This window comes from Pseudoalteromonas sp. 2CM36K (genome assembly GCF_023161865.1).
Taxonomy (GTDB): domain Bacteria; phylum Pseudomonadota; class Gammaproteobacteria; order Enterobacterales; family Alteromonadaceae; genus Pseudoalteromonas; species Pseudoalteromonas tetraodonis.
Window position 1 is genome coordinate 26,310 of the sequence record NZ_JALNTK010000017.1, and the last position, 24,396, is coordinate 50,705.

Consider the following 24,396-nt stretch of genomic DNA (forward strand, 5'->3'; position numbering starts at 1 on the left):
ATAAAGACTCTTTTTGTAAAGTGAAATTAAATAACGCGTTGAATTTAAGAGTTTTATTTAATTGGCATGGTCTGTGTAATAACAAAATAACGAAAGCAGTTATTGGAGTTGTTATGAGCAGTATTTTTTTAGGACAGGTTAATTATTCAGTGAAGTCTAATTCTCTGTATTACCGTGTGCTATCTCATGCAAATAAGATGCTATGGATTAGCGTATTGGGGGTGTTGATTACGCTGCTAATAAGTTATCCCTATGCAGGCTACTTTTCTATACCGGTACAAATTTTTGCACATATTAGCACGATTGTTCTCGCGGCTATTATCAAAGTGAGTTACGTACTGCGCTGTGTTGCACAGCATGGGCTGGGACAGGAGGTGCGCTAATGAAGCCCATAAACTTAGCCGAACCTATGCCAGCGCAGGTCGCATTTCATCAGGTATCACAATGGTCATTATGGATGTTGGCATTTAGACCCTTTTTTTTAGCGGGTGGATCACTAGCGTGTTTGTCTGTGGGTTATTGGTTACTTATTTTAAGTGGCGATGCACAGTGGTATTTAGTTATGCCTGCTAATTTGTGGCATGCACATGAAATGTTATTTGGTTTTGCGGGCGTGGTTGTGGCTGGCTTTTTACTTACTGCAGCACAAACGTGGACCGGTGTTGCAAGTATTAATGGTAAACCATTGATGTGGCTTAGCTTAATATGGCTTAGTGCACGGCTTAGTTTTTTTATAGTTGTGCCTAGCATTGCTCAGTTTAATGTTTATGCGGTACTGATTTTACAAGTTGTTTGGTGGCTCTCGGTAATCATAGTGTTAGCTAGCATGTTGATAAAGGCGAGCAGTAAACGCAACTACTTGTTTTTATTTATTCTTTCATTTTTATGTACGCTCAATATGTTGTATTTAATACTAGTGCTAAAAAACCAAACGCAGCTAGCGCTTGTAATGGTTGATACCGCAGTACTGGTTATAAGCTTGTTGGTGGGGGTTGTGGCTGGACGTGTATTACCCTTTTTTACCGCCAAAGGGCTGGGCTTATCTAAGCAGGTACGCACACCAAACATAGATAAAGCTATTTTATACTTATCGGTATTGGCGATAGCATTATTTTTTATTAGTAAATTATTTTTCACTGTAATTAACCCGGCAATAGTTGTGATGAGTGCAGCGTTTTTGCATTTAGTTCGCGGTGTTTGCTGGTGGAACAAGCAAGTCCTAAAAGTCCCATTATTATGGTCGTTACACTTTGCGTATTTAGCCTTAGGTATAGGTTTAATGTTAGTGGCAATCAGTTTTTATAGCAGTGTAATACTGTTTAAAGACGCGCTGCATTTTATCACTATTGGTGGTATCGGCATGATGATTTTAGCCATGATGACACGGGTATCACTAGGACATACCGGTCGCTCACTTACTATTCCTGGTTTTATGAACCTTGCATTTGCATTGGTGTTTAGTGCCGCAATTATTCGTGCTTTTCTCCCGTCTTTTATTGGGCCACACCTAGCTTGGCAGAGCAGTGCTGTGCTTTGGTTACTGGCCTTTTTATTATTTTTAATTCACTGCACTCCTATATTAACGCGGCGTCGTGTTGATGGGCGTCGTGGTTAGTTCACCCATAGGAAACCAAAATGTTATCTGAAAAAACTATTGAGATTGTAAAAAGTACAGCTCCATTACTTGCAGAAGCGGGTACAGCCGTCACCGATCATTTTTATAAGCGCATGTTTAGCCATAACCCGGAACTTAAACATATTTTTAATATGACCAACCAAGAAACGGGTCGTCAGCAATTTGCATTATTTAATGCCTTGGCTGCGTATGCGCAAAATATTGATAATTTAGCCGTGTTAAAAGAGGCATTAGCTAGAATTAACCATAAGCATACCAGCTTGAATATTTTACCCGAACACTACCCTATTGTAGGGGCGCATTTGATCGGCACACTTAAAGAGCTTATTCCTGAGCAGTTTACTGCCGATGTTGAATATGCGTGGCGCGAGGCCTACGGTGTACTTGCTGATATTTGTATTACCGAAGAGGCGGCATTGTATGCGCACAGTAAAAACAACCATGGTGGCTGGGCAGGCACGCGCCAGTTTGAAATTACTGATAAACATGTTGAATCTGAATTCGTAACTAGTTTTACGCTGACACCTGTGGATGGTAAAGCAGTTATTACCTACAAGCCAGGACAGTACATTGGCATTAAAGTTAAGCCTGAGGGCGCAGAATATGAAGAGATCCGCCAGTATTCTATTTCGCAAAAGAGCAATGCTAAAAACTATCGTATTAGCGTTAAAAAAGAGTGCCAACCAAAGCCTGGCGTGGTGTCTAATTATTTACACTCACTAGAGCAAGGCGCACGAGTAGAGTTATACCCGCCAGCGGGAGATTTTATTTTAAAAAATGAGGCAACTCCAGTGGTACTTATTTCAGCAGGTGTTGGCCAAACCCCGATGATGGCAATGCTGCAAACGCTACTTAGTGGTGATAAAAATCAAGCGATTAGTTATTTGCACGCGTGTGAAAACAGCCGCGAATTTTCATTTAAAGGGTATTTAGCGCAGCAAACGGCAATGCATCCACAGCTAAAAACATTTACTTGGTTTAATCAAGGTGGCGAGGAGTGTGATTTCACTGGGCTAATGGATTTAACGGTGCTTGAGGCATCATTACCTATTAGCGAAGGGGCATTTTATTTGTGTGGACCAGCATCATTTATGGCTTACGTAAAAGGCCAGCTACTTGATTTAGGTGTGCAAAGCTCAAATATTCACTACGAAATATTTGGACCACACCAAGCGTTATAGGTTAATTAAAAGCGTGTGTTACACGCTTTTAATTTAAACTTACAGCTTTTTACTATTTGTGTTAGCAGCATAAGCTTGTTGTTGCCAAGCATTAAATAGCTTTTGTTGTTTAGCTGAAATTTTTAAACCATACGTTTTTTGCATGTAAGCGTACGCATCGGCAATGCGTTTACGTGCATGAACAGGCGGTTCAACAACACGTTGTTTAAAATTAACTTTAACCTCACAGCGACCATATTGCGTCGCGTTTTGGGCTAACATACCAAAGCGGTAGTTTGAGCGATCGGCATTAATTTCACCGATTGCAGGGGCTAAATTGTTTATATCGGCTTCCATCAAGCGAAACTTAGCGCTAACTTTGCGGCAGTTTTTACGCCCACCATCTTGCCAGCATTGTAACTGGTGACCAAATTCCCATGCAGGGACAATATGTTCCCATTCAATTCGCAATGCACGTTGATTTACTTTGCCTGAGCGGGTTAGTGTGTTGCGAGGCACGTAGCCACAATGGGTAGGATCGGGTACTAACTTTTTGCCTTGTTTTTTTATATCGCAACCACAATAAATACTTTTAGCGTTTTCGGGAAGGGTATTAATTAAGTGCTTTTTGGCACTCGAAAACCGCGTAAATTGTTCGCCCATTGCTGAAAAACAAGCACAGCAAGCCAACAAAGCTAAAATAAACCGAATCATATCCATCACATACGTGAACTACAGGAGCGGCTAGTTTAAGGCCTAGAATAAAAAAGTAAACCGCCGCCGGCATGCTTTAATTTTAATTTGCGTATTTTGTGTAGGGCGTTTTTTAGGAGTAAATAGTGGGTAATATTCAGAGGCTAACGCTAAAAACGCGTTAATGCAGTGATTCCTGCGTTGTTGATTTGGTATAACGGTAAAACTGCGTTAAAGTTTGCAATGAGATTAATAGAGGGTAAAAACGAGATAATGTCGGAAATTCAATTTTTAAATGTAGATCTAGAGCTTGAGTCAAAGCAAGATATTAGCGTATTAGTTGCTGATTTAAAAAAGGTCGCAACTATTTTACATTATGATAAAGACGAATACCGTCAACTTGCTCGCATTGAGGTTGCAGGTGAAATAACCACGCCAGATAAAGCGATTAATCACTTGTGCGAGTTAATCGAGTCGTGTTCACGCAATGCATTAAAGCAATGGTTGAGTTGTTCACGCAGAACATTCGATATGGGTTTTGAGTCTGGCACTTCGCCAAAATGCTTTAACCAAGCTTTACATGCAGATACCTTGTTACGTATATCTGCAATTGGTGCAGGCGTGGAAATTACTATTTACCCTCTCGAAAAGTAATTTAACCTCAACCTTGGTTAACAGATTTACTAGCCTTTTCGCTCTACTACGGCTGCGGTCATACGTGATACGCAGCAAAGCTCATTGCGGCTATTGGTTATTTTAATATCCCAAACCGAGCTGCGTTTGCCGATATGATAAGCTCTCGCTGTGGCCGTTAATGTGCCATTGCGTGATGCCTTTAAATGACTTGCACTGATCTCTTGGCCAACACAATAAAACCGATTGAAATCAACCACAAAATTAGCGGCATAACTTGCTACTGTTTCAGCAAGTACCACATTTGCACCACCATGAACGATACCCATAGGGTTATGATGCTCTGGAATTGCCGGCATAGTTGCCACTAAGTAGTCATCACCAATTTCACTGATCTCTATTCCCATGGTTTTCATGAGTGTCCCTTGGCCTGTAATACCTTGATCTAATTGCTTACAAAACTCTAATGTAATCGGTTGATGCCAAATACTCATGCTAGCTCCTTGGATAAGTAATCGAGAATTAAAATTTATTAATATGATAATGCGTTGCTAATAATTACATTTATTACCCTGCTTTTAAAGTAGGTTATTGTTTGATGATAACAGAATATAAGGCATTAATTTATATTTGCGATTTTTAAATAACTGTATATACTCACAGTTAATTGTACTGTATGGAAAACCAGTTGTATGCGACCATTAACGAAACGCCAAGCGCAAATACTCGAACTCATTAAAGTGTTTATTAAAGACACTGGTATGCCTCCTACACGTGCCGAAATTGCACAAACACTGGGTTTTAAAAGTGCAAATGCTGCAGAAGAACACTTAAAAGCATTGGCCAAAAAAGGTGTTATTAAAATGAAGCCAGGCGCGAGTCGCGGAATTCAGCTTGTTGAAGAAGAGGAGCCAGAGCAGTTAGGCTTACCTTTAATTGGCAGGGTGGCTGCCGGTGAGCCAATATTGGCGCAACAGCATGTAGAAAGCCACTGTAAAATTGACCCTTTAATGTTTAAACCTGCGGCCGATTTTTTATTGCGTGTTAACGGTATGAGTATGAAAGATATTGGTATTATGGATGGTGATTTACTTGCTGTGCATAAAACCCAAGTTGCCGAAAATGGACAAGTTATTGTTGCCCGTGTTGACGACGATGTAACCGTGAAGCGTTTAGAAAAAGCGGGCAGAAAAGTACTCTTACATGCTGAAAATGATGAGTTTTCAGCTATTGAGGTCGATTTAGAAAATGAGTCGTTCAATATTGAAGGCTTAGCGGTAGGTGTTATTCGTAACGCTGACTGGATGTAGTATTAAAGCATAATTTAGCGCTTAATGGTGATTAGGCGCTGGGTTTGTTAGCAGCACAATGTCTAACTTATCAAATGTATGACTATATGATGTTAAGTGCTCCCCCTATCATAAATAAAATCACTAAATACTTTATAAATAAACAAATTTACTCTGCTTTTTTAAGTTAACAATTTTTTTATATTTCTATCCTGTAATTTCAATACACCCCCTACTAAACCTGACTCTTAGATTAATTGCCTGACTGGTTGCTATTTTTTAACTGCGCATTTTAAAAAATTCACCTTGTCTATTTTTCATACTCACCTTGCTTATTGTTTATTTTTTAACTAGTTATTAAAGAGCTGGAATAAAAATAACTCACAGCTTAGTCGTTTTGAGAACACACATTTACTAAATCCAGCACCCTTATAAAAAATAAAAATAACGAATAGGCGTTTAAGCCGTATGCCTCTTCGCTTTGCGTCAGCAATAGCATCAAAGGAGCCGTCACATGGGTAAGCTGAGTTCTTCCTTGTGGCTTATATTGTTTGTTTTTTCGCAGAATGTGCTTGCTAATAGCCAATATAATATGCGTAAAGGCGTAACCGATATAAGTAATAATGTATACCAACTGCACATGACTATTTTTTTAATATGTTGTGTGATTGGGGTGATCGTGTTTGCCATTATGTTTTGGGCACTCATTCATCATCGCAAATCTAAAGGGGCTGTCCCTGCCCAATTCCATGAAAGCACCAAAGTAGAAATACTGTGGACTGCGATCCCTTTTGTCATATTAATTGTTATGGCCATTCCTGCGACTAAAACCTTAATTGCCATGGAGGATGCCAGCAAAGCTGATCTCACCATTAAAATTACAGGCTCACAGTGGAAGTGGCATTACGAGTATATGGGGGAGGACGTTGAGTTTTATTCCATGCTAGCTACCCCTCAAAATGAAATAACCAATCTTGCTGATAAAAACCCGAACTATTTACTCGAGGTCGATAAACCGCTGGTACTACCAATTAATCAAAAAGTACGTTTTTTAATGACTTCAGATGATGTTATTCACTCATGGTGGGTGCCTGACTTTGCCGTTAAAAAAGATGCAAACCCTGGGTTTATTAACGAAACATGGACTAATATTAATGAGGTCGGTACTTACCGTGGGCAGTGTGCAGAGCTTTGCGGTAAAGATCATGGTTTTATGCCTGTTGTAGTAGAAGCTAAAACAGAAGAAGACTTTAAAACGTGGTTAGCAGAGGCTAAACAAGCCAAACAAAAAGCAGCTGAGGCAGACGCTGCGTTATTAGACCAAGTTGTACCAAAAGAAGAGCTGATGGCGCTTGGTGAGCAGGTTTATATGGCGAGCTGCGCGGCGTGCCATCAACCAACTGGCTTAGGCTTACCAGGTGTTTTTCCGGCTCTTAAAGGCAGCCCAATAGTCATAGGTGATATCAAAGGGCATATAGATATTTTGCTCCACGGTAAACCGGGTACGGCTATGCAGTCTTTCGCAAAGCAATTATCAATCAAGCAAATAGCAGCTGTTATTACCTATAAACGCAACGCGTGGGGTAATGACACTGGTGATGTAATTCAACCGAGCGAGATACAAGCGGCACTGGATGCTGATGGGGAGGCTAAATAATGAGTAGCATTGCAGAACAACCTAATACCAATGAGGCTCATCATGCCCATCAACCTGCCACAGGCTTTAAGCGCTGGTTATTTACAACCAACCATAAAGATATAGGTAGCTTATATTTAATTTTTTCACTCACCATGTTTTTAATTGGTGGGGCAATGGCGATGGTTATTCGAGCTGAGTTATTTCAGCCGGGCCTACAACTGGTTGATCCTCACTTTTTTAATCAAATGACCACAGTGCATGGTTTAATAATGGTGTTTGGTGCGGTTATGCCAGCCTTTACCGGCTTGGCAAACTGGATGATCCCGCTAATGATTGGTGCGCCAGATATGGCCTTACCGAGAATGAATAACTGGAGCTTTTGGATTTTACCGTTTGCGTTTTTAATCCTATTAGCTTCATTATTTATGCCTGGTGGTGGCCCTGCATTTGGTTGGACCTTTTACGCGCCGCTTTCCACCACTTATAGTAACGACAACACAGCAATGTTTGTATTTGCTGTGCATATTATGGGTATTAGTTCGATTATGGGGGCCATTAATGTGGTGGTCACCATAGTAAATATGCGTGCTCCGGGTATGACGTGGATGAAGCTGCCGTTATTTGTGTGGACATGGTTGATCACGGCGTTTTTACTTATTGCAGTTATGCCGGTACTTGCTGGTGCAGTTACTATGGTGCTCACCGATAAATACTTCGCGACCAGTTTCTTTGATGCCGCTGGTGGTGGCGATCCGGTGATGTTCCAACATATTTTTTGGTTTTTTGGTCACCCTGAAGTTTATATTATGATTTTGCCTGCCTTTGGCATTATTTCTACGATTGTTCCCACCTTTTCACGTAAAAAACTATTTGGTTATGCCTCTATGGTGTATGCCACCTCCTCCATTGCCTTGTTGAGCTTTATTGTGTGGGCGCATCATATGTTTACCACTGGTATGCCCGTGGCGGGTGAGTTGTTTTTTATGTACGCGACTATGCTGATATCGGTACCTACCGGCGTAAAAGTATTTAACTGGGTAGCGACTATGTGGCGCGGGTCTATTAGCTTTGAAGTGCCAATGCTGTTTAGTATCGCATTTATTGTGTTGTTTACTTTAGGTGGTTTTTCGGGATTGATGCTAGCGATTACACCTGCCGATTTCCAATATCATGATACCTATTTTGTGGTTGCACACTTTCATTATGTACTCGTAACGGGCGCGGTGTTTTCTATTATGGCGGGGGCTTATTATTGGCTGCCAAAATGGACCGGAAACATGTTCAATATTACCTTAGCAAAATGGCATTTTTGGTTGTCGTTAATAAGTGTAAATGTGCTGTTTTTCCCAATGCATTTTGTGGGGTTAGCCGGTATGCCACGCCGTATTCCAGATTATGCGCTACAGTTTGCTGATTTTAACGCCATTATTAGTATAGGTGGGTTTGCCTTTGGTTTATCGCAATTATTATTTGTGGTGGTTGTGTATAAATGTGCAAAAGGGGGCGACAAAGTGCCTGCAAAAGTTTGGGATGGAGCTGAGGGGCTTGAATGGGAAGTTGATTCACCTGCGCCTTATCATACGTTCTCAACGCCGCCGGACATTAAATAATGACTCACTTGCCGTTATTAAAAAAGCTGGTGGTGATTTGCATTGCAATGTTTGCATTTGCATTTGCCATGGTCCCTTTGTATGACGTGTTTTGCGATATAACGGGGCTTAATGGTAAGCCCTCGTTAGAGCAGGCACAGCAAAGTACCTTGGTCACTGAAAATAGAGAAGTCAGCGTTAGTTTCACTACGCATGCGCAAAGTGGTGCGCCTTTTGAAGTTAAATCTAAACAGTACAGTGTAGATGTAAAGCCTGGGGCCATGCGTGAAGTTAAGTTTAGCGCTAAAAATAACAGCAATGAAGATAAAGTAATGCAGGCTATACCGTCGGTAGCACCAGGAAAAGCGGCCAAGTATTTACACAAAATAGCGTGTTTTTGCTTTGATCAGCAACCGTTAAAGGCAGGTGAAGAGCTGGAGTTTACATTATTGTTTTATGTAGATACTGAATTACCCAGTGATGTAGAAGAGTTAACCCTGTCTTATACCGTATTTGATATTAGCGAGAGGCTAGTAGCCAGTAATAACTAGCTTATAAAACTGGTGAAAAACTAGGAGCAAATAAAATGAATCAAAAATATGAACATTATTATGTACCAGAGCAAAGTCCATGGCCAATAGTTGGGGCAGTTGCGTTATTTTTTATTGCGGTAGGCGCAGCCTTAACCGTAATGGATATGGGCAAAGAGGGTGGTAATGGCGTTTACTTGTTATACGTAGGTATAGCTGTACTACTTTACATGCTGTTTAGCTGGTTTAAAAATGTCATACACGAGTCTGATCAAGGGCTTTATTCTGCACAAATGGACCGTTCTTTTAGGCAAGGTATGAGCTGGTTTATTTTTTCAGAAGTGATGTTCTTCATGGCATTTTTTGGGGCGCTTTTTTATGCTCGCATGTTTTCTGTGCCTTGGCTTGGAGGTGCGGATAACAACGCCATGACAAATGAAGTATTGTGGCCGACGTTTGAAGCCATGTGGCCATTGCTAAATACCCCAGGAGGCACCACGACCCAAGCAATGGGCTGGCAAGGGTTGCCGCTTATCAACACCCTTATTTTGCTTGCCTCGTCGGTAACTTTACATTTTGCCCATGTGGCGATGGAAAATAATAAACGTACCCCACTCAAAGTATGCTTGGGAGCGACCATTTTACTCGGAGTGTGCTTTTTAGGGCTGCAGGTAGAAGAGTATATATATGCTTATAACGATCTTAACTTAACCCTTGATGCGGGCATTTATGGCAATACCTTCTTTTTGTTAACCGGCTTTCACGGCATGCACGTCACCTTAGGAACAATTATTTTATTGGTGGTGTTTTTACGCATTATGAAAGGACATTTCACTAAAGATAAGCACTTTGCCTTTCAAGCTGCAGCTTGGTACTGGCATTTTGTTGATGTTGTTTGGCTGTGTTTGTTTGTATTTGTGTATGTGCTTTAGTGATTAAGGGGGACTGATTTGCCGTAATAAAACCAAGTTTTAGTGCGGCAATCACCATCATTAATACCACAACAGAAAATAGCACCCGACGCCCTAAAAAGTGAGACATAGGGCGTCCATTGGTTTTCCCTGACACCATAATTAATAAAGCACGAAATAAATTAAATAATATAAATAATAACAGTAGAACAATAATAATTTTAATAATCACTGGATTTTACCCTTATGCAGTTAGTTGTATTTAACAAACAAAAGCTTAGCTCAATAATAACAATTTGCTTGGTTGTTATTGTGGTATTGGTTTGTGTGCGACTAGGGTTTTGGCAATTACAGCGAGCAGAACAAAAGCAACAGCAGCTTAGTGCCATTGAAAATATACAACAACATGGCGTAATGAGCTGGGCAGAGTTACAACAGCTGCCAAAAGAGTGGAACAAAACCGGTGTATTGGTTTCGTTAAATGGTTATTTTGACACTAATAATTATTGGTTGCTTGATAACCAAATCTATAATGGTCAGGTTGGTTACGACTTACTGGCATTATTAAAACTGTCTGATGAATCACGCTTTTTGTTAGTGAACTTAGGCTGGGTAAAAGCAGAACGTTCAAGAGAAATCCTACCAAACGTAACAATACCCAGTGGTAAATTTACGTTAACGGCACAAATTAAAGAAGATAATTTAAGTGGCTTTACTTTAGCCAATAACAATACTCAGTCGGATTTAGCCAAACGAATTCAAATCATTGATTTACAAGCATTGAGTAGCCAATCTAATCGCCCTTTAGTGAATTTTATGGCTTACCGCCAAGGTCAAGCTGATGAAATTGCTGCCCCTCATTATGAAGCCGTTGTTATGAGTCCAGAAAAACATTATGCCTACTCAGTACAGTGGTTTTTAATTGCGGTTGCCTGTGTGGTGGTCGCTATTTTCGCAAGCAGGAAGAGGATAGATAATGAAAAATAAACCCCTGTTACTCTTTGCTGTGTGCTGCGCTATTCCCTTAGTGCTGGCTTACAGCGCGTTAAAACTTGATTGGCTACCTACAGCAATTACTAACCATGGTGAATTTTTAGAGCGTGAAATTAAGCTAGACAATTGGGCGCAGCATAACCCTAAGCAATGGACCATCGCTTTAAATTATTCAGCACAATGCAAAGCGTCTTGCACAGAGCAATTAGCCGCTTTAGACAATTTATATATTGCCCTTGGCAAAAACCAACACAAAGTTGATATGGCTATTATGGGACAGCCTGAGCTAGTTACAACGCGTTGGCATGTTATTGATGAGCAACAGCAGTTAAAGCCTGCCAGTTTGTATTTAATCGATCATATGGGGCTAATTGTACTGGAGTATCCATTTAGTTCTCAACCACAAGAAAACCGTTTGATCCAAAAAGGGTTATTAAAAGATCTAAAAAAATTACTCAATTACTCTCGTTCGAGCTAAGTAGAGGATGCTATGTATAAAAACTATAAAAATTTGGTATTAGCAACGAGTTTATTCGCATTAATTGTGGTGGCTCTGGGCGCATACACGCGTTTAAGTGACGCTGGGCTTGGTTGTCCCGATTGGCCTGGTTGTTATGGCTTTTTAACCGTGCCTAAACACGAAGCAGAGATTGCACAAGCGATTCAAAGTTATCCCGATATGATATTTGAAAAAGCAAAAGCATGGAAAGAAATGATCCATCGCTACTTTGCAGGCACGCTTGGGGTATTAATTTTAGTGTTGTTTATTTTAGCTTTTCTAAAGCGTCAGTACCCAACCACGCCTGTAAGGTTGCCTATGATATTGCTGCTGCTTGTTATTTTTCAGGCCGCATTAGGTATGTGGACGGTTACTATGAACCTACAGCCGCTTATAGTTATGGGGCATTTGCTCGGAGGATTTAGTATTTTAGCGTTATTAACGCTATTGTATTTGCGTCTGACCAGCCAACCTATTACAGGTGGTGATGCGGGCGCAAAACCTCACTTTAAATTAAGCCTCGTGGCATTAACGGTACTGATTTTACAAATCGCCCTCGGAGGTTGGTTAGCGGCTAATTATGCGGCTCCACATTGTAATGGCTTACCGCTATGTAGTTACGCTCAGCCTTTTTCATTCAGTAGTGTCTTTCAGCTCCCCCTTGAGCACAGTAATTATGAATTTGGTGTGTTGTCGCAACAGGCGCGTATGTCGATTCATTTACTGCATCGAATATGGGCCTTAGTGACTTGCATTGTTTTAGCCTTGGTGATGTGGCGTATATACAGTCATGCCTATTCGCAAAAAATTAAAAGCTGTACGGTGAGTGTGTTAGTGGCGTTATTTTGCCAGATAGCTTTAGGGTTAGCCGTGGTGCATTTTCATTTTCCGTTAGGCGTGGCACTGGCGCATAACTTAATGGCTGCCATACTGTTACTAACTATGGTTAGGTTATGTTATTACCTAAAAGTAAGTACTTAGAGGGGAATGATTATGGCACTTACAATTAATAAAAAAGCAATGCAGCCCGTTTACAGCGCATCGTTATTGACTAAAAGTTACCACTTAATCCAAGATTATTTGGCAATAAGTAAATTTAAAGTAGTGGCTATGCTAGTGTTAACAGCATGGGTTGGCTTAGCGCTAGCCCCTGATGTTGGCAGAGGTGTTGGGGTTCAGTTCATCAGTTTATTAGGGATTGGATTACTCTCTGCGGCCGCCGCAGTCATTAATCATGTTGTTGATAGTGAAATTGATAGCAAAATGGCACGCACCCGCCATCGCCCTGTTGCTAAAGGGCGTTTAAGTAAATTACATGCACTGAGCTTTGCCACTGTGATTGGGGGTGCTGGGTTTATTATGCTGATATTGTGGGCAAATACGCTCACAGCCATACTGACCTTATTTGCACTTGTTGGTTATGCGTTTATTTATACGTCATTTTTAAAACGTGCCACACCACAAAATATAGTTATAGGGGGATTAGCCGGTGCAATGCCTCCATTACTCGGTTGGGTGTCTGAAACAAATCAAATGGCGGCAGCCCCTTGGTTGCTGGTGATGATTATATTTACCTGGACCCCACCTCATTTTTGGGCGCTCGCCATCGCGCGTAAAAGTGATTATGAGCGGGCTAAAATCCCCATGTTACCGGTCACCCATGGTATCGATTTTTGTAAAACATGCGTGCTTGCATATTCGGTATTACTCGCCATTGTATGTGTGTTTCCTTATTTGATTGGCATGTCAGGGCTTATTTATCTAAGCGGGGCATGTCTTCTCAATATTGTATTTATATACAAAGCAATTAACTTAAAGTTTGCTGCCAAAGAAGACACTGCGATGGATTTATTTCGTTTTTCGATTATTCATTTGATGGTACTATTTATCATCTTATTTATAGATAAATGGCTAGTTATATGAAGCAGTTATGGTGTGGTTTAGTTGTTTTTTCAGTACTCTTTTTATCGGCCTGTAGTGATAAAAAAAATTTACAAGATCTTGATGCGTTAGTTTATGAAACCGCAAAGCCGTTATCTGATTTCTCGTTGAATGATCAACAAGGGAAGTTAGTAACCAAACAGCAGTTTTTAGGTCAATGGAATTTAGTGTTTTTAGGTTACACAAGTTGCCCTGATATTTGCCCAATGACGCTAGCTAAGCTCAACAATATCTATAAAAATTTGCAGGCTGAGTACCCACTACAAGTATGGTTTATATCTGTTGATCCTAAACGTGATATTGCCCAAAAACGTAAAGAGTACATAGATTACTTTAATCCAGATTTTTTAGCTGTGTCAGGTGAGCATAAAGACTTATTTCCATTTGTCCGCGAGCTTGGATTAATTTACGCAATTAGTGATAGTAATGAATCTGATTATGCGGTGGATCATAGTGCATCTGTTGCCCTTGTTGATGGCAGTGGCGCACTAAGAGCTATTTTTAAGCCTGAATTTAAACAAGGTGATGTGCCTTTGGTTAATACTACAAAATTAACCGCAGAATTTATTGAAATAGCCGAATACTACAAAAACTAGCTTTTAAAGGTTTTACGATTTTAAAGGGGTTTTATGTTTACTGCACTTTTTCTCATTAGGCCAGCAAGATATGACAGTGGTATCGCCTATTATTCGCACACCTGAAATATCTTATCAGCAACAAAATAGCTTCGTTAGTAATAAAAGCAAAGGTGAAAATTTTGTAGACTCGGCTGAAGAGTGGGAGGAGTTTTAAACTCACTTTAGTTAGGTTCACCTGCAATGTATGCGTGAATCTCGCTTTATTTTTAAATGAGAGCAAATAATGAAAGAGTTTTTATTAACGGGTAGTGATTTTAAGGAAGTGGCTCATTTAGTTTATAACGCCTGCGGTATTGTACTAGGAGAGCATAAGCGAGAGATGGTCTACTCACGCTTGGCAAGACGAATTCGTGAGCGAAAATTAACAAACTTTTTAAGCTACCTCGATTACTTAAAAAATCATAAAGATCAGGAGTTTGATACATTTATCAATGCCATTACCACTAATCTAACCTCTTTTTTTCGTGAAATGCATCATTTTGAGTTTATAAAAGATCAGTTAATACCAACCCTGTTTAAGAAAATAAACAGACTAAGCGCGTTCGAATTTGGTCTGCAGGCTGCTCTACCGGTGAAGAGCCCTATAGTTTAGCAATGACGCTGCAAAGAGCTTTTCCAAGTGATTGGGATGTGAAGATGTTAGCCACTGATCTTGACTCTAATGTACTGGCGAAGGCGCAAAGTGGTATTTATACCGCAGCGAACGTAAATGGTCTTGATGATGCTTTACTAAAACGCTGGTTTTTAACCAGTAAAGATGGGCAAAGTTATAAGGCTAAAACACAAAAAGGTTCACCCATTACGCTTGAAGCGCTTGAGATTGGTGCAGTTGACTTTATTGCTAAGCCAACAGTTAATGTCAAGGAGCAAATGAGTCAATATGCTGATATTGTTTAGCAAAAAGTCAGAGTGGCAGCCAGTGCACGGGTTCGAGTCTATAAAAAAATAGTGCTGTAGCAGAACCCATCCCCACTAATGCCCAATTTTAGTAAATAAAGTGATTGCGATTGGTGCGTCAACCGGAGGCACTGAGGCGATAAAAGAAGTACTTATACGCATGCCAAAAAACTGCCCACCCATTGTAATAACGCAGCATATTCTTCCTGTATTTAGTACCTCATTTGCAGAGCGAATGCAGCGCACCCGTACCATTAACGTAAAAGAAGTGCAACAAGCTGGTAGCAGGATGCGCTTATATAGCCCCTGGCGGGCTACATTTACGTATTAACAAACAAGGTAGTGCATTATATTGTCAGCTTGATGATGGTGAACCTGTAAATAGGCATAAGCCGCAGTAGATGTACTGTTTAACTCATTACTTGAAATTGGTGCTAAGTATATTGTTGCCACACTATTAACCGGTATGGGAAGTGATGGCGCGAAAGGTTTACTGGCGTTAAAACAACAAGGGGCTTATACATTGGCACAAGATGAGTTTTCGTCTGTAGTATGGGGAATGCCCAAGGTTGCTATTGATATCGGGGCTGCAAATGAGGTCGTACCGCTGGATAAAATGACCCAGCGGTTATTAAATCAAGTGATTAAACAATAGAATTTAATTGATCACCCAAGGCTGTGAAAACCAATAATAACTGCCTGCTTTTTTTATTGATGGGGCGGTGCAGTTAAAGCGAGAGCGGCCTTTATTAAGCTGCTTTGGCGAGGTCACCTCAACCGTATTATCGTTTAACCAATTTAAATTAGCTTGCCCAACGCTTGATACATAACAGGCAAATTGGCTTTTATGAAAGTCATCAGTCTTTAGATTTATAGTTAACGACGGTGGATTTTGTGTGGTTACACTATCTTTATAGGTTAGTTTATTAATAGTAAAAGCAGTTGAATTGAGCTTGGTAATTAACGTATCTAATTTGCTATAAAAACCAGATGCGGGAAAACGTGGTAAACGGCTAAAATTAGAATGTTGATTAACTGCACCAGAGTGCTGACCAATGCCAATAAAGCCTAGTTCAGTAACGATAGCTTGTAGCTGATTGTTAAACTCTCCGTAGGGATAGGCAAGGTATTTATAATCGTGGCCTATTTCTTCTTTTATACGCTGCTGTGAACTAAGAATGTCGTTTTTAGTGCGTTCACGCCATTGGCTTTGCGTTTCATTTTCGCGCTTTCTATGCAGATAGTTATGCTCGGCACTATGATTGGCAATAAGGGCACCTTTTTTTGCCAGTTCTCTGAGCTTATCCCACCCCATAACGTAGCTCGCTTTTTCATCAATGAGTTTAGGGTTTACAAAAATAGTGTACGGATAGCCAAATTTCTCAAGAATAGGCGCAGCTTGTTCGTAGTTATTGTTGTATCCATCATCAAAAGTAATCGCGAGCGTTTTATCGTCTAAAGCTTTACCTTGTTTTAATGCGCTAATCAGCTCATTTAGTGGAATAACGTTAAAGTTATGCTCTTTTAAATAATTTAAGTGTTTAGTAAAAGTGTTGGCGCTTACACTGGTCACCGCGGGAAGGGTTTCACTGACGTGATGATACTGTAGAATAACAACTGCTTGCGCACGTAAAGAACCACAAATCAGGAACAATAATACTAAATGAAACAATTTCTTATACATAATAAAGCACACCATAAAAGCTTGTTGTTGTTAGCCGGTCCAATGATATTATCAAATATTACTGTGCCGTTGTTAGGAATTGTTGATACGGCAGTGATTGGTCACCTGGGGAGTGCGCATTATTTAGCGGGAATTGCCTTAGGTTCTACCGTGATCTCCATTTTATTTTGGCTTGCTGGCTTTTTAAGAATGAGCACCACTGGGCTGGTGGCACAGGCTTATGGTAAAAATAATTTGACCCAACTGGCAGCTTTACTCAAACGCAGTTTGTTATTGGCCAGCAGCGTAGCTCTAATTCTGATTTTATTATCCCCCCTTATAAAACACGCCATTGCGTATTTATCTGCTGCCAATAGTGATGTGCTCAATGAGGCCTATCGGTATTTTAGTATTCGTATTTTTAGCGCCCCAGCAGCACTATGTAACTTAGTTTTATTAGGCTGGATGCTCGGCGTTCATTATGGGCGAGGGCCACTTTATTTATTGTTAGTCACTAATATTACCAATATTGTACTCGACATTTATTTTGTAGTTTATCTTGATTGGGCGGTTGCAGGGGCGGCTTGGGCATCATTTATAGCGGATTACACGGCTTTAATTTTTGCTTTGCTGTTAGTGGTTCAACTGGCTAAAAAACAGAGCATAAGTTTAGCGGTTGCAAATTGGTTTAGCATAGAAAAAATGGCAGGGTTATTAAGTTTAAATCGCGATATTTTTATTCGCTCTTTAGTGTTGCAGTTATGTTTTAGCTTTATGACCTTTTATGCTGCACGTATAGGTGAAACTACATTGGCCGCCAATGCGGTACTACTCAACTTTTTAATGTTGGTCAGCTTTGCGCTTGATGGGATTGCTTATGCTAGCGAGGCAAAAGTAGGCCAAGCGAAAGGTCAACAAAGTGTTGAAAAGATAAGGCTATGGGTAAAAATAAGCGTATTTTGGGGCATGTTGTTTGGCATTTTGTATAGTGTATTTTTTATATTATTTGGCAGCTCTATTATAAAGCTGTTGACTAATGTACCTGAGGTTATTGAAAAGGCTACATATTACTTACCGTGGGTAATTGTGCTGCCAATTTTAGCAATGAGTTGTTTTTTGTTTGATGGCATATTCGTTGGTTTAACTTGTGCAAAAGCAATGCGAAATAGCATGCTGTTATCGGCAACGATAGGGTTTTTTGGGGTATTTTGGTTGTTTCAGTCGTGGCAAAATAATGGCTTATGGTTAGCAATGAGCTGTTTTATGCTAATGCGTGGTGTAACACTTATCATTAAATATCAGCAGCTAAAAGCCAATAATCAATTACTTGATTAAACCGTTATTTCCACAGATCGGGGTCGTTATTTTTGGCGGGGATGTTTTTCAATACTTGCGAAAAACGATTGGCAAAAATACCCGCGTAGCCCCAGAATGCTAAAAATAATGCCGGTGCTAAAATTACTAAGCCAATGACTTGTAAACTATAATGGCTGTAATAACCCAAAGTGATAAATATCACGGCCAGCACAAACAGTGCTAGGCCGCGAAAAAAGCGCTTTAAACTCAACTTAGGGTCACTCCCTAAGCGGTAAATAAGTGGCTTTAGCATAGTGGGTTAATACTTAGTAATAAGAGTGCTCGCCAGCTTCGTGATCGGTTATGTCAGCCACACCGGTGATCTCATCAAACTTAGCAATCATTTCTTTTTCAATGCCTTCTTTTAGTGTGACATCAATCATAGAACAACCATTACAACCACCACCAAATTGAAGCACAGCAACACCAGCAGCGGTGATCTCTACTAAGCTTACTTGGCCGCCATGATTTGCAAGTTGTGGGTTAACTTCTGTTTCTAGCATGTGTTGAACGCGTTCATTTAGGCTTGCGTCTTCACCTAGCTTACGTGCTTTAGCGTTAGGCGCTTTTAGAGTTAGCTGAGTGCCCATTTTGTCAGTAACAAAATCAATTTCAGCTTCGGCTAAAAAAGGCGCGCTTTCGGCATCAACAACAGCGTCAAAACCGTTAAAGTTTAGGCGAATATCGCTCTCTTCTACCGCGTCTTCTGGACAATAAGAAACACCACATTCAGCTTGTGATGTACCAGGATTAACAACAAACACACGAATATTCGTTTGTTGAGATTGATCTGCTAATAGCTTAGCAAAATGCGCTTGCGCTGTTTCGGAAATTGAAATCATAAAACCGTCTATACTTGACTAAATTACTCGGATACTGCATATCATACTCCGCTCATCGTGTTGCGGCTAGTGTTGAGCGAAAAAAGTTGGCATCTATTTTAAGCAATGGTAGCGTGCAATTAACAAGCATTTTTAGAGTGATTTATATGCAGTTTATATTAACAGTAATGGTGATACTAGCCAGTTTTTCAAGTGTGGCAAAGCCCCTGTCGTATTTTTTTGAGCAACAGGTTGAATTTGAACCCAGCATTCCAACACCTGAAAAAGTACTTGGTTATCAAGTGGGTGAATGGCATGTAAGGCATGACCAACTTGTTCGCTACATGGAAATTTTAGCTCAAAAAAGTGATCGAATTAATTTTGAAGTAATAGGTCGTACCCACGAGCAACGCCCACTAGTTATGCTCACTATTACCGCAGCGAACAAACTAAAAAATATAGAGCAAACTCGCCAAGCACACTTAACTCGCCTAAATAATTCAAACAATAAAACAGCGGAGCAGCCAAGTGTTGTGTGGATGGGTTACAGTGTTCATGGTAACGAATCGTCAGGGAGTAATGCTGCCTTGCTAGTGGCTTATTATTTAGCAGCCGCGCAAGGTGATGAAATAAATGAGCTACTTAACAACACGGTGATTTTACTCGACCCGTCGCTTAACCCAGACGGCTTAGCACGTTTTGCTAATTGGGCTAATAGTAATCGTGGAATGAACTTATCGTCAGATCCGCAAACGCGTGAGCATGTAGAGAGCTGGCCAAGTAGCCGTACCAATCATTACTGGTTTGATTTAAATCGTGATTGGCTTTTACTGCAGCACCCTGAGTCGCGAGCGCGTATAGCCAAGTTTCATTATTGGAAACCTAATATTTTAACTGACTTTCATGAAATGGGACCAAACAGTAGCTACTTTTTTCAACCAGGGATCCCAAGTCGTAAACACCCCATTACCCCTGAAGAAAATGTGAGCTTAACAAAAGCAATTGCAAATTATCATGCAAAAACTTTAGATGAAAACAATGCACTGTATTTTACAGAAGAAAGCTTTGATGACTTTTATTATGGCAAAGGTTCAACTTACCCTGATGTAAATGGTGGTGTCGGTATTTTATTTGAACAAGCAAGTTCTCGTGGCCATATTCAAGAAACGATCAATGGCCCGCTAACTTTTGCGTTTACGATTAAAAACCAACTTTTAACGAGCTTATCAACGTTTAAAGCGGCAATTGATAACCGCCAAGCTTTACTTGAGTATCAGGCTAACTTTTATAACAAAGCGGTTGAGCTTGCCAAAGATGAAGACTATCAAGGTTATATTGTTCAAGGTGGGGAAGACAAAACACGTATTAACGATTTTTTAAGCATACTTAAACAGCACCAAATCAATGCTTATCCAGTTAAAGAGGGACTAAAAGCTGAAGGTAAAAACTTTACCGCTAATAGCTATTTTGTGCCGCTTGCGCAACCACAATACCGATTAGTTAAAGCTATTTTTAGTGAACAGCAAAACTTTGCCGATAACACTTTTTACGATGTATCAGGTTGGACATTAGCGCATGCGTTTAATTTACCATTTGCTAAAGTAAACAGCCGCTGGGGATTAGAGGTTGATACTACGGCTTGGCAAAAAGCAAAACAGCCTGTTTTAACGCCGCTAACTAAAAACTATGCCTATGGATTTGCTTGGGACGACATGCTTGCCCCAAAAATGCTCAATAGTCTGTTACAGCAAGGTATTAAAGCACGTGTTGCATTAAAACCATTAACCGCAACATCAACGAGTAATGAGATAAATTTTGATGCTGGCAGTATTATTATCCCTGCAGGACTACAAACAGAGACTGATTGGGTGGCAAAGCTAAACCAAGCACAAAGCCAATTTGATATTGAAATTAAGCCAATTACCACAGGCTTAACCAGTAAAGGTGCCGACTTAGGCTCGCGCTCTATGGCGGTTGTTTCTGCGCCTAAGGTGTTATTAGTTGGCGGTAAAGGGGTTAGCCAATATGAAGCAGGTGAAGTGTGGTATTACCTAGATCGCTTTGTAGGCGTAGCGCCAACCATTGTTGAAATGAATCGTTTAGCGTCTTTAGAGCTCAGTAATTACAGCCATATTGTTTTGGCGCATGGCGATTATTCGACGTTATCTGATACCGACAAAGTGGCAATTAAAAGCTGGGTGAGAAAAGGCGGCGTTATTTGGGGTCATAAAGGTGGGGCAAAGTTCTTAGCTGATCAGCAGTTATTAAAAGCAAACTACTTATCACGTAAAGATGTTGCCAGCGCATTTGATACTCAAGGTTTAAAATATGCAGACAAAGACCATCTAGCGGGTCGCCAGCGTATTGCAGGCGCTATATTTAATACTGATGTAGATACTACGCACCCACTGACGTTTTCATTTAAGCGTGACACTCTGCCAGTATTTAAAAACAGTACCTGGTTACTTGAAGCCTCGCAAGCGCCGTTTGTAAATATACTCACCTATACACAACAGCCGTTACTTGCTGGTTTTACTGATGCAGTTAATGTAGAGCAAGTGGCCGGTGGTGCTGCGCTAATGGCTCACTCTTATGGTCGAGGTAGTGTGATTGCGATGACAGACAACCCTGTATTTAGAGGTTACTGGTATGGCACCAGCCGATTATTAAGTAACGCTTTATTTTTCGGTCATACCTTTCGTGTCAGTGGTAACTAAATCTAAAGTGGCGTTAAACAGGTCGTAAATGCCCAGACTTGTTTAGCGCCCGCTTCTTTTAGCGACAAGGTGGCTGCATTGAGTGTTGCACCTGTGGTCATAATATCATCAATAATGACCACCGTTTTACCCTCTAAATTGGCAGTACATGAAAAAGCCTGCTGTAAATTTTTTATCCGCTTTGTTTTGCTCAGTTGTGACTGTGCCGAGGTGTTTTTATTGCGTATTAAAACATTATTCAAGACATTAAAGGATGACAAACAAGGCTGCCATACTTGGGTAACCTGATTAAATCCTCGACTAAAAAAACGCGACTTGTGCAAAGGTAAAATAATAAATACAGCAGCAGCTAAATGCTGTTTATTAGTAAAAGTAGTAAGTTGTTTTTTGATGACTTGCTGTAGTGCTTTTTTGTAATGAATTTGATTATTAAATTTGAGTTGTTTTAGCCATAAATCAAAAGGGGGTTGATAAAAAGCGCAGGCAAATAGTTTCTCAAAGCTGCAGTTAGGAAACATTTCTACAATATCTGGGCGGTAAAATAAATTGTCATACTCAGCCAAATCTAGCAAAGGCAGGTCATCTAAACAAAACTGACATAGTCCCAGTGAGCTGTGTATCTGATTCTGGCACAACACGCAATACGAGGGAAAAAGCCAATCAGTTAGGCTAAGTTTCATTCGCTGATTCTCCTCATTACAAACTCCCCCTAAAACGCTATCATAGATTTAAGTTTGGTTAAGGTTAGGCAAATATGCAAAATGAATGTGTGTTGTTGCATGGTTGGGGAATGAACCAAGGCGTGTGGCAGTTAATAAAACCAGAATTAGAATTTTTATATTCTGGTAAGGTACATTGTTTAGACTTACCTGGTTACGGTGATCATGATGTCTCTTTGGAACCGTATACTTTACATGATGCAGCTCAGTTGGTGAGTCAGCAATTAAAACCACAATCTGTTTTGATGGGATGGTCTTTAGGCGGTTTGTTTGCCATTTATATTGCCAAACATTGGCCAGAAAAAGTGTCAAAAGTTATTTTAGTTGCCTCCACTCCTTTTTTTGTAGAGCAATTGCCCTGGGAAGGTATTAAACCTAAAGTGCTCACACAGTTTAAAGAACAGCTATTGCAAGAGCGTTCAAAAACGATAGAGCGCTTTTTGGCGATTCAAGCGATGGGCAGTGAGTCGGCGCGAGATGATGTAAAACAGCTAAAACAACTATTGAGTCAGTCACCGCCGCCGAGTAATCAAGCATTAAGTGCGGGGTTAGATATACTGCAAAGTGAAGACTTACGTGAATTATTTTCTCACTGTCCCGTCGCGATTAGTGGAATTTTTGGGCGTTTAGACTCTCTCGTTCCTTATCGAGCAATTGAAAAAATGGTCGCACTTAATTCTGGCTTTGAGTACGAAGTGATAGACAAAGCATCCCATGCGCCATTTATTTCTCATAAAAACGAATTTTTATCTGCCGTTAAATCAATGCTTTGAAGCAAAGCCATGAATACAGCGGTTTAAAGCTTTATTTTGCGTGATTTTTGAGCGATAATTAAACAATATTTATTTGGTTGAGGTTTATTATTATGCCGATTGGATCTGTATTTAATAGCGGTGTTGAAGGGTTTAATAGAGCCAGCCAAGGTATTGAAAAGGCCAGCGCTGAGATTAACCGTGCCAGCATAGAGCAGCAAGATGATTCTCAATTAGCGCAGCAACGTCAATTAACGGCTGCTCGCCCTGAAGAAGCCGTAACCGCGCCGGTATCTCAACCTGCACGAATTGATGATGCATTAGTAAGCTTGAAAGTTGAAGAGTTTAATGCCAAGGCTAACACGCAATCAATTCAAACTGCAGATGATGTACTAGGCACTTTAGTTGATATTAAAGTGTAATTCCTCATGAATATCGTCACGCCGTTTCCGTCTATCAATATAAACACTGCAAATGTTTATACGGAGACTGCTCGGCGTGACAATCAGTTACGTGAAGTCATTCCCCCAGCCGCTGCAAACACCGCCGGTAGTACTGAAAACAAAGCTCAAAGTGATGCAGAAAAAGCCAAACTACCTGGTAACAGCGATAGTTCAACTTATACTGCAAGCGGCAAAATTGCAGACAACAAAACTATTGAACAACGCGAAGGCAATGCTGATAGTGATCAAGATGATGCCGAGCAAGAAAAACAGCAAGCTGCCGAAGAAGTTAGTGAGCAAAAAGAGCTTCAACTTGAGCAAGAACAGCAACAAATTAAAGAGCTCAAAGCTCGTGATACCGAAGTGCGAACCCACGAGCAAGCGCATGCCGCTGTTGGTGGACAATATGCCGGTTCACCCAGTTACGAATACCAAAGAGGCCCCGATGGCACTAATTATGCCGTAGGTGGTGAAGTACCGATTGATGTTGGGGTTATCAATGGCGATCCGCAAGCAACCATCGATAAAATGCAAACGGTACGTGCTGCTGCACTAGCACCAGCAGAACCCTCAGGTGCCGACAGAGCGATTGCGGCAGACGCCACACAGAAAATGGCTGCCGCACAAGCTGAGTTAGCTTCAGCTGATGACGAAGACAGCAGCGAAGATAAAAGCAGAGTCAGTGCGTCGTTTTCTAATAGTGAAAGTTCAGAACTAAAAACCGCTAAAAGCGAAGAGCAATCGCGTGATATTGAAGTTGAAGCGCGTGCAGGACGCATTGCTAGCTTTTATCAACTGGCCACATCCCCCGCGATCCAGAGCGAATTTTCAGCGCAAATTTAGCTGATTAAAAAATAAAAAAACCGCCTAGGCGGTT

General features: G+C 40.6%; 26 protein-coding genes and 2 pseudogenes. 21 read left to right on the top strand and 7 right to left on the bottom strand.

Annotation, left to right across the window (positions count from 1 at the left end; genetic code table 11):
• Positions 1-382 precede the first annotated feature (382 nt).
• Together MTN97_RS11640 and hmpA are read left to right on the top strand one after the other, a co-directional pair.
• Positions 383-1,615: an NnrS family protein gene (locus MTN97_RS11640; RefSeq protein WP_248474454.1), complete on the top strand. Its 1,233-nt coding sequence runs from the start codon at positions 383-385 to the stop codon at positions 1,613-1,615.
• A gap of 20 nt (positions 1,616-1,635) precedes the next feature.
• Positions 1,636-2,817, top strand: a complete 1,182-nt coding sequence (hmpA, locus tag MTN97_RS11645) for an NO-inducible flavohemoprotein (protein ID WP_248474455.1) — start codon at positions 1,636-1,638, stop codon at positions 2,815-2,817.
• 39 nt (positions 2,818-2,856) lie between these two features.
• On the opposite strand, the gene MTN97_RS11650 is transcribed toward hmpA, so the two are convergent.
• Complete coding sequence (locus tag MTN97_RS11650; protein ID WP_028834827.1) at positions 2,857-3,510, bottom strand: endonuclease; 654 nt, start codon at positions 3,508-3,510, stop codon at positions 2,857-2,859.
• Positions 3,511-3,762: 252 nt separating this feature from the next.
• Between MTN97_RS11650 and MTN97_RS11655 the strand changes: the two genes are divergently transcribed.
• Positions 3,763-4,143, top strand: coding sequence for a hypothetical protein (locus tag MTN97_RS11655; RefSeq protein ID WP_036983336.1), 381 nt, complete (start codon positions 3,763-3,765; stop codon positions 4,141-4,143).
• Positions 4,144-4,172: 29 nt separating this feature from the next.
• On the opposite strand, the gene MTN97_RS11660 is transcribed toward MTN97_RS11655, so the two are convergent.
• Positions 4,173-4,616 carry a PaaI family thioesterase gene (locus MTN97_RS11660; RefSeq protein ID WP_013466144.1) on the bottom strand — a complete coding sequence of 148 codons (444 nt, stop codon included), beginning with the start codon at positions 4,614-4,616 and terminating at the stop codon, positions 4,173-4,175.
• A gap of 198 nt (positions 4,617-4,814) precedes the next feature.
• On the opposite strand from MTN97_RS11660, the gene lexA reads away from it, so the two are divergent.
• The 5 genes from lexA (at position 4,815) to MTN97_RS11685 (ending at position 10,101) form a co-directional block, all read left to right on the top strand.
• Positions 4,815-5,432 (top strand): transcriptional repressor LexA, encoded by a 618-nt coding sequence (lexA, locus tag MTN97_RS11665; protein ID WP_008114166.1) that lies wholly within the window; start codon positions 4,815-4,817, stop codon positions 5,430-5,432.
• Positions 5,433-5,925: 493 nt separating this feature from the next.
• A complete protein-coding gene (coxB, locus tag MTN97_RS11670; protein WP_036980527.1) occupies positions 5,926-7,068 on the top strand; it encodes a cytochrome c oxidase subunit II in 1,143 nt (380 codons plus the stop codon).
• Positions 7,068-8,660 (top strand): cytochrome c oxidase subunit I, encoded by a 1,593-nt coding sequence (gene ctaD, locus MTN97_RS11675; protein WP_028834828.1) that lies wholly within the window; start codon positions 7,068-7,070, stop codon positions 8,658-8,660. Before coxB ends, ctaD begins: the two co-directional genes overlap by 1 nt.
• Positions 8,660-9,190 carry a cytochrome c oxidase assembly protein gene (locus MTN97_RS11680; protein WP_248474456.1) on the top strand — a complete coding sequence of 177 codons (531 nt, stop codon included), beginning with the start codon at positions 8,660-8,662 and terminating at the stop codon, positions 9,188-9,190. Before ctaD ends, MTN97_RS11680 begins: the two co-directional genes overlap by 1 nt.
• Positions 9,191-9,225: 35 nt before the next feature.
• Complete coding sequence (locus MTN97_RS11685; protein ID WP_013466138.1) at positions 9,226-10,101, top strand: cytochrome c oxidase subunit 3; 876 nt, start codon at positions 9,226-9,228, stop codon at positions 10,099-10,101.
• Here MTN97_RS11685 and MTN97_RS18030 read toward each other — a convergent pair.
• Positions 10,004-10,312: a DUF2909 family protein gene (locus MTN97_RS18030; RefSeq protein ID WP_076922637.1), complete on the bottom strand. Its 309-nt coding sequence runs from the start codon at positions 10,310-10,312 to the stop codon at positions 10,004-10,006. The genes MTN97_RS11685 and MTN97_RS18030 overlap by 98 nt on opposite strands.
• Before the next feature lie 14 nt (positions 10,313-10,326).
• Between MTN97_RS18030 and MTN97_RS11695 the strand changes: the two genes are divergently transcribed.
• From MTN97_RS11695 to MTN97_RS11725, 8 genes and pseudogenes are all read left to right on the top strand, one after another.
• Entirely contained in the window at positions 10,327-11,067 is a 741-nt protein-coding gene (locus MTN97_RS11695) for an SURF1 family protein (RefSeq protein WP_013466137.1), read from the top strand.
• Positions 11,057-11,551 carry a transmembrane cytochrome oxidase associated protein gene (locus tag MTN97_RS11700; protein ID WP_069438574.1) on the top strand — a complete coding sequence of 165 codons (495 nt, stop codon included), beginning with the start codon at positions 11,057-11,059 and terminating at the stop codon, positions 11,549-11,551. The genes MTN97_RS11695 and MTN97_RS11700 overlap by 11 nt, the downstream gene beginning before the upstream one ends.
• 12 nt (positions 11,552-11,563) lie before the next feature.
• Positions 11,564-12,553 (top strand): COX15/CtaA family protein, encoded by a 990-nt coding sequence (locus MTN97_RS11705; RefSeq protein ID WP_036980520.1) that lies wholly within the window; start codon positions 11,564-11,566, stop codon positions 12,551-12,553.
• A 12-nt stretch (positions 12,554-12,565) separates the two neighbouring features.
• Positions 12,566-13,495, top strand: a complete 930-nt coding sequence (cyoE, locus tag MTN97_RS11710) for a heme o synthase (protein ID WP_248474457.1) — start codon at positions 12,566-12,568, stop codon at positions 13,493-13,495.
• Positions 13,492-14,109, top strand: a complete 618-nt coding sequence (locus MTN97_RS11715; RefSeq protein ID WP_069438575.1) for an SCO family protein — start codon at positions 13,492-13,494, stop codon at positions 14,107-14,109. The genes cyoE and MTN97_RS11715 overlap by 4 nt, the downstream gene beginning before the upstream one ends.
• 70 nt (positions 14,110-14,179) lie before the next feature.
• Positions 14,180-14,305, top strand: coding sequence for a hypothetical protein (locus MTN97_RS17920; RefSeq protein WP_282447371.1), 126 nt, complete (start codon positions 14,180-14,182; stop codon positions 14,303-14,305).
• 69 nt (positions 14,306-14,374) lie between these two features.
• Positions 14,375-14,932, top strand: a pseudogene (locus MTN97_RS11720) (CheR family methyltransferase); the annotation flags it as partial.
• A 276-nt stretch (positions 14,933-15,208) separates the two neighbouring features.
• Positions 15,209-15,703 (top strand): annotated as a pseudogene (locus MTN97_RS11725) (CheB methylesterase domain-containing protein).
• A 3-nt stretch (positions 15,704-15,706) separates the two neighbouring features.
• Here the strand turns inward: MTN97_RS11725 and MTN97_RS11730 are convergent.
• The gene (locus MTN97_RS11730; RefSeq protein WP_248474458.1) at positions 15,707-16,732 is read right to left on the bottom strand and encodes a polysaccharide deacetylase family protein; all 1,026 of its coding nucleotides are present in this window, start codon (positions 16,730-16,732) and stop codon (positions 15,707-15,709) included.
• 42 nt (positions 16,733-16,774) lie between these two features.
• Here MTN97_RS11730 and MTN97_RS11735 point away from each other — a divergent pair, with 42 nt between their 5' ends.
• Positions 16,775-18,046 (top strand): MATE family efflux transporter, encoded by a 1,272-nt coding sequence (locus MTN97_RS11735; RefSeq protein WP_248474480.1) that lies wholly within the window; start codon positions 16,775-16,777, stop codon positions 18,044-18,046.
• Between the two features lie 4 nt (positions 18,047-18,050).
• On the opposite strand, the gene MTN97_RS11740 is transcribed toward MTN97_RS11735, so the two are convergent.
• Both MTN97_RS11740 and nfuA read right to left on the bottom strand, forming a co-directional pair.
• Positions 18,051-18,320, bottom strand: a complete 270-nt coding sequence (locus tag MTN97_RS11740; protein ID WP_036980514.1) for a hypothetical protein — start codon at positions 18,318-18,320, stop codon at positions 18,051-18,053.
• Positions 18,321-18,333: 13 nt separating this feature from the next.
• Complete coding sequence (nfuA, locus tag MTN97_RS11745; RefSeq protein WP_036980513.1) at positions 18,334-18,909, bottom strand: Fe-S biogenesis protein NfuA; 576 nt, start codon at positions 18,907-18,909, stop codon at positions 18,334-18,336.
• A 146-nt stretch (positions 18,910-19,055) separates the two neighbouring features.
• Here nfuA and MTN97_RS11750 point away from each other — a divergent pair, with 146 nt between their 5' ends.
• Positions 19,056-21,605 carry a M14 metallopeptidase family protein gene (locus tag MTN97_RS11750; protein ID WP_248474459.1) on the top strand — a complete coding sequence of 850 codons (2,550 nt, stop codon included), beginning with the start codon at positions 19,056-19,058 and terminating at the stop codon, positions 21,603-21,605.
• A 2-nt stretch (positions 21,606-21,607) separates the two neighbouring features.
• Here the strand turns inward: MTN97_RS11750 and MTN97_RS11755 are convergent, their stop codons facing one another.
• A complete protein-coding gene (locus MTN97_RS11755) occupies positions 21,608-22,285 on the bottom strand; it encodes a ComF family protein (protein WP_248474460.1) in 678 nt (225 codons plus the stop codon).
• Positions 22,286-22,359: 74 nt separating this feature from the next.
• On the opposite strand from MTN97_RS11755, the gene bioH reads away from it, so the two are divergent.
• The 3 genes from bioH to MTN97_RS11770 all read left to right on the top strand — a co-directional run bounded on the left by bioH (position 22,360) and on the right by MTN97_RS11770 (position 24,362).
• Positions 22,360-23,097, top strand: coding sequence for a pimeloyl-ACP methyl ester esterase BioH (gene bioH / locus MTN97_RS11760; RefSeq protein ID WP_248474461.1), 738 nt, complete (start codon positions 22,360-22,362; stop codon positions 23,095-23,097).
• A 92-nt stretch (positions 23,098-23,189) separates the two neighbouring features.
• Entirely contained in the window at positions 23,190-23,498 is a 309-nt protein-coding gene (locus MTN97_RS11765; RefSeq protein WP_248474462.1) for a hypothetical protein, read from the top strand.
• Between the two features lie 6 nt (positions 23,499-23,504).
• Positions 23,505-24,362, top strand: coding sequence for a putative metalloprotease CJM1_0395 family protein (locus MTN97_RS11770; RefSeq protein ID WP_248474463.1), 858 nt, complete (start codon positions 23,505-23,507; stop codon positions 24,360-24,362).
• Positions 24,363-24,396 lie beyond the last annotated feature (34 nt).

Bases quoted from the DNA above. Each gene is read 5' to 3' on its own strand.
- MTN97_RS11640 (WP_248474454.1), top strand. From the start codon at position 383: ATGAAGCCCATAAACTTAGCCGAACCTATGCCAGCGCAGGTCGCATTT.
- hmpA (WP_248474455.1), top strand. From the start codon at position 1,636: ATGTTATCTGAAAAAACTATTGAGATTGTAAAAAGTACAGCTCCATTA.
- MTN97_RS11650 (WP_028834827.1), bottom strand. From the start codon at position 3,510: ATGATTCGGTTTATTTTAGCTTTGTTGGCTTGCTGTGCTTGTTTTTCA.
- MTN97_RS11655 (WP_036983336.1), top strand. From the start codon at position 3,763: ATGTCGGAAATTCAATTTTTAAATGTAGATCTAGAGCTTGAGTCAAAG.
- MTN97_RS11660 (WP_013466144.1), bottom strand. From the start codon at position 4,616: ATGAGTATTTGGCATCAACCGATTACATTAGAGTTTTGTAAGCAATTA.
- lexA (WP_008114166.1), top strand. From the start codon at position 4,815: ATGCGACCATTAACGAAACGCCAAGCGCAAATACTCGAACTCATTAAA.
- coxB (WP_036980527.1), top strand. From the start codon at position 5,926: ATGGGTAAGCTGAGTTCTTCCTTGTGGCTTATATTGTTTGTTTTTTCG.
- ctaD (WP_028834828.1), top strand. From the start codon at position 7,068: ATGAGTAGCATTGCAGAACAACCTAATACCAATGAGGCTCATCATGCC.
- MTN97_RS11680 (WP_248474456.1), top strand. From the start codon at position 8,660: ATGACTCACTTGCCGTTATTAAAAAAGCTGGTGGTGATTTGCATTGCA.
- MTN97_RS11685 (WP_013466138.1), top strand. From the start codon at position 9,226: ATGAATCAAAAATATGAACATTATTATGTACCAGAGCAAAGTCCATGG.
- MTN97_RS11695 (WP_013466137.1), top strand. From the start codon at position 10,327: ATGCAGTTAGTTGTATTTAACAAACAAAAGCTTAGCTCAATAATAACA.
- MTN97_RS11700 (WP_069438574.1), top strand. From the start codon at position 11,057: ATGAAAAATAAACCCCTGTTACTCTTTGCTGTGTGCTGCGCTATTCCC.
- MTN97_RS11705 (WP_036980520.1), top strand. From the start codon at position 11,564: ATGTATAAAAACTATAAAAATTTGGTATTAGCAACGAGTTTATTCGCA.
- cyoE (WP_248474457.1), top strand. From the start codon at position 12,566: ATGGCACTTACAATTAATAAAAAAGCAATGCAGCCCGTTTACAGCGCA.
- MTN97_RS11715 (WP_069438575.1), top strand. From the start codon at position 13,492: ATGAAGCAGTTATGGTGTGGTTTAGTTGTTTTTTCAGTACTCTTTTTA.
- MTN97_RS17920 (WP_282447371.1), top strand. From the start codon at position 14,180: ATGACAGTGGTATCGCCTATTATTCGCACACCTGAAATATCTTATCAG.
- MTN97_RS11730 (WP_248474458.1), bottom strand. From the start codon at position 16,732: ATGTATAAGAAATTGTTTCATTTAGTATTATTGTTCCTGATTTGTGGT.
- MTN97_RS11735 (WP_248474480.1), top strand. From the start codon at position 16,775: ATGATATTATCAAATATTACTGTGCCGTTGTTAGGAATTGTTGATACG.
- MTN97_RS11740 (WP_036980514.1), bottom strand. From the start codon at position 18,320: ATGCTAAAGCCACTTATTTACCGCTTAGGGAGTGACCCTAAGTTGAGT.
- nfuA (WP_036980513.1), bottom strand. From the start codon at position 18,909: ATGATTTCAATTTCCGAAACAGCGCAAGCGCATTTTGCTAAGCTATTA.
- MTN97_RS11750 (WP_248474459.1), top strand. From the start codon at position 19,056: ATGCAGTTTATATTAACAGTAATGGTGATACTAGCCAGTTTTTCAAGT.
- MTN97_RS11755 (WP_248474460.1), bottom strand. From the start codon at position 22,285: ATGAAACTTAGCCTAACTGATTGGCTTTTTCCCTCGTATTGCGTGTTG.
- bioH (WP_248474461.1), top strand. From the start codon at position 22,360: ATGCAAAATGAATGTGTGTTGTTGCATGGTTGGGGAATGAACCAAGGC.
- MTN97_RS11765 (WP_248474462.1), top strand. From the start codon at position 23,190: ATGCCGATTGGATCTGTATTTAATAGCGGTGTTGAAGGGTTTAATAGA.
- MTN97_RS11770 (WP_248474463.1), top strand. From the start codon at position 23,505: ATGAATATCGTCACGCCGTTTCCGTCTATCAATATAAACACTGCAAAT.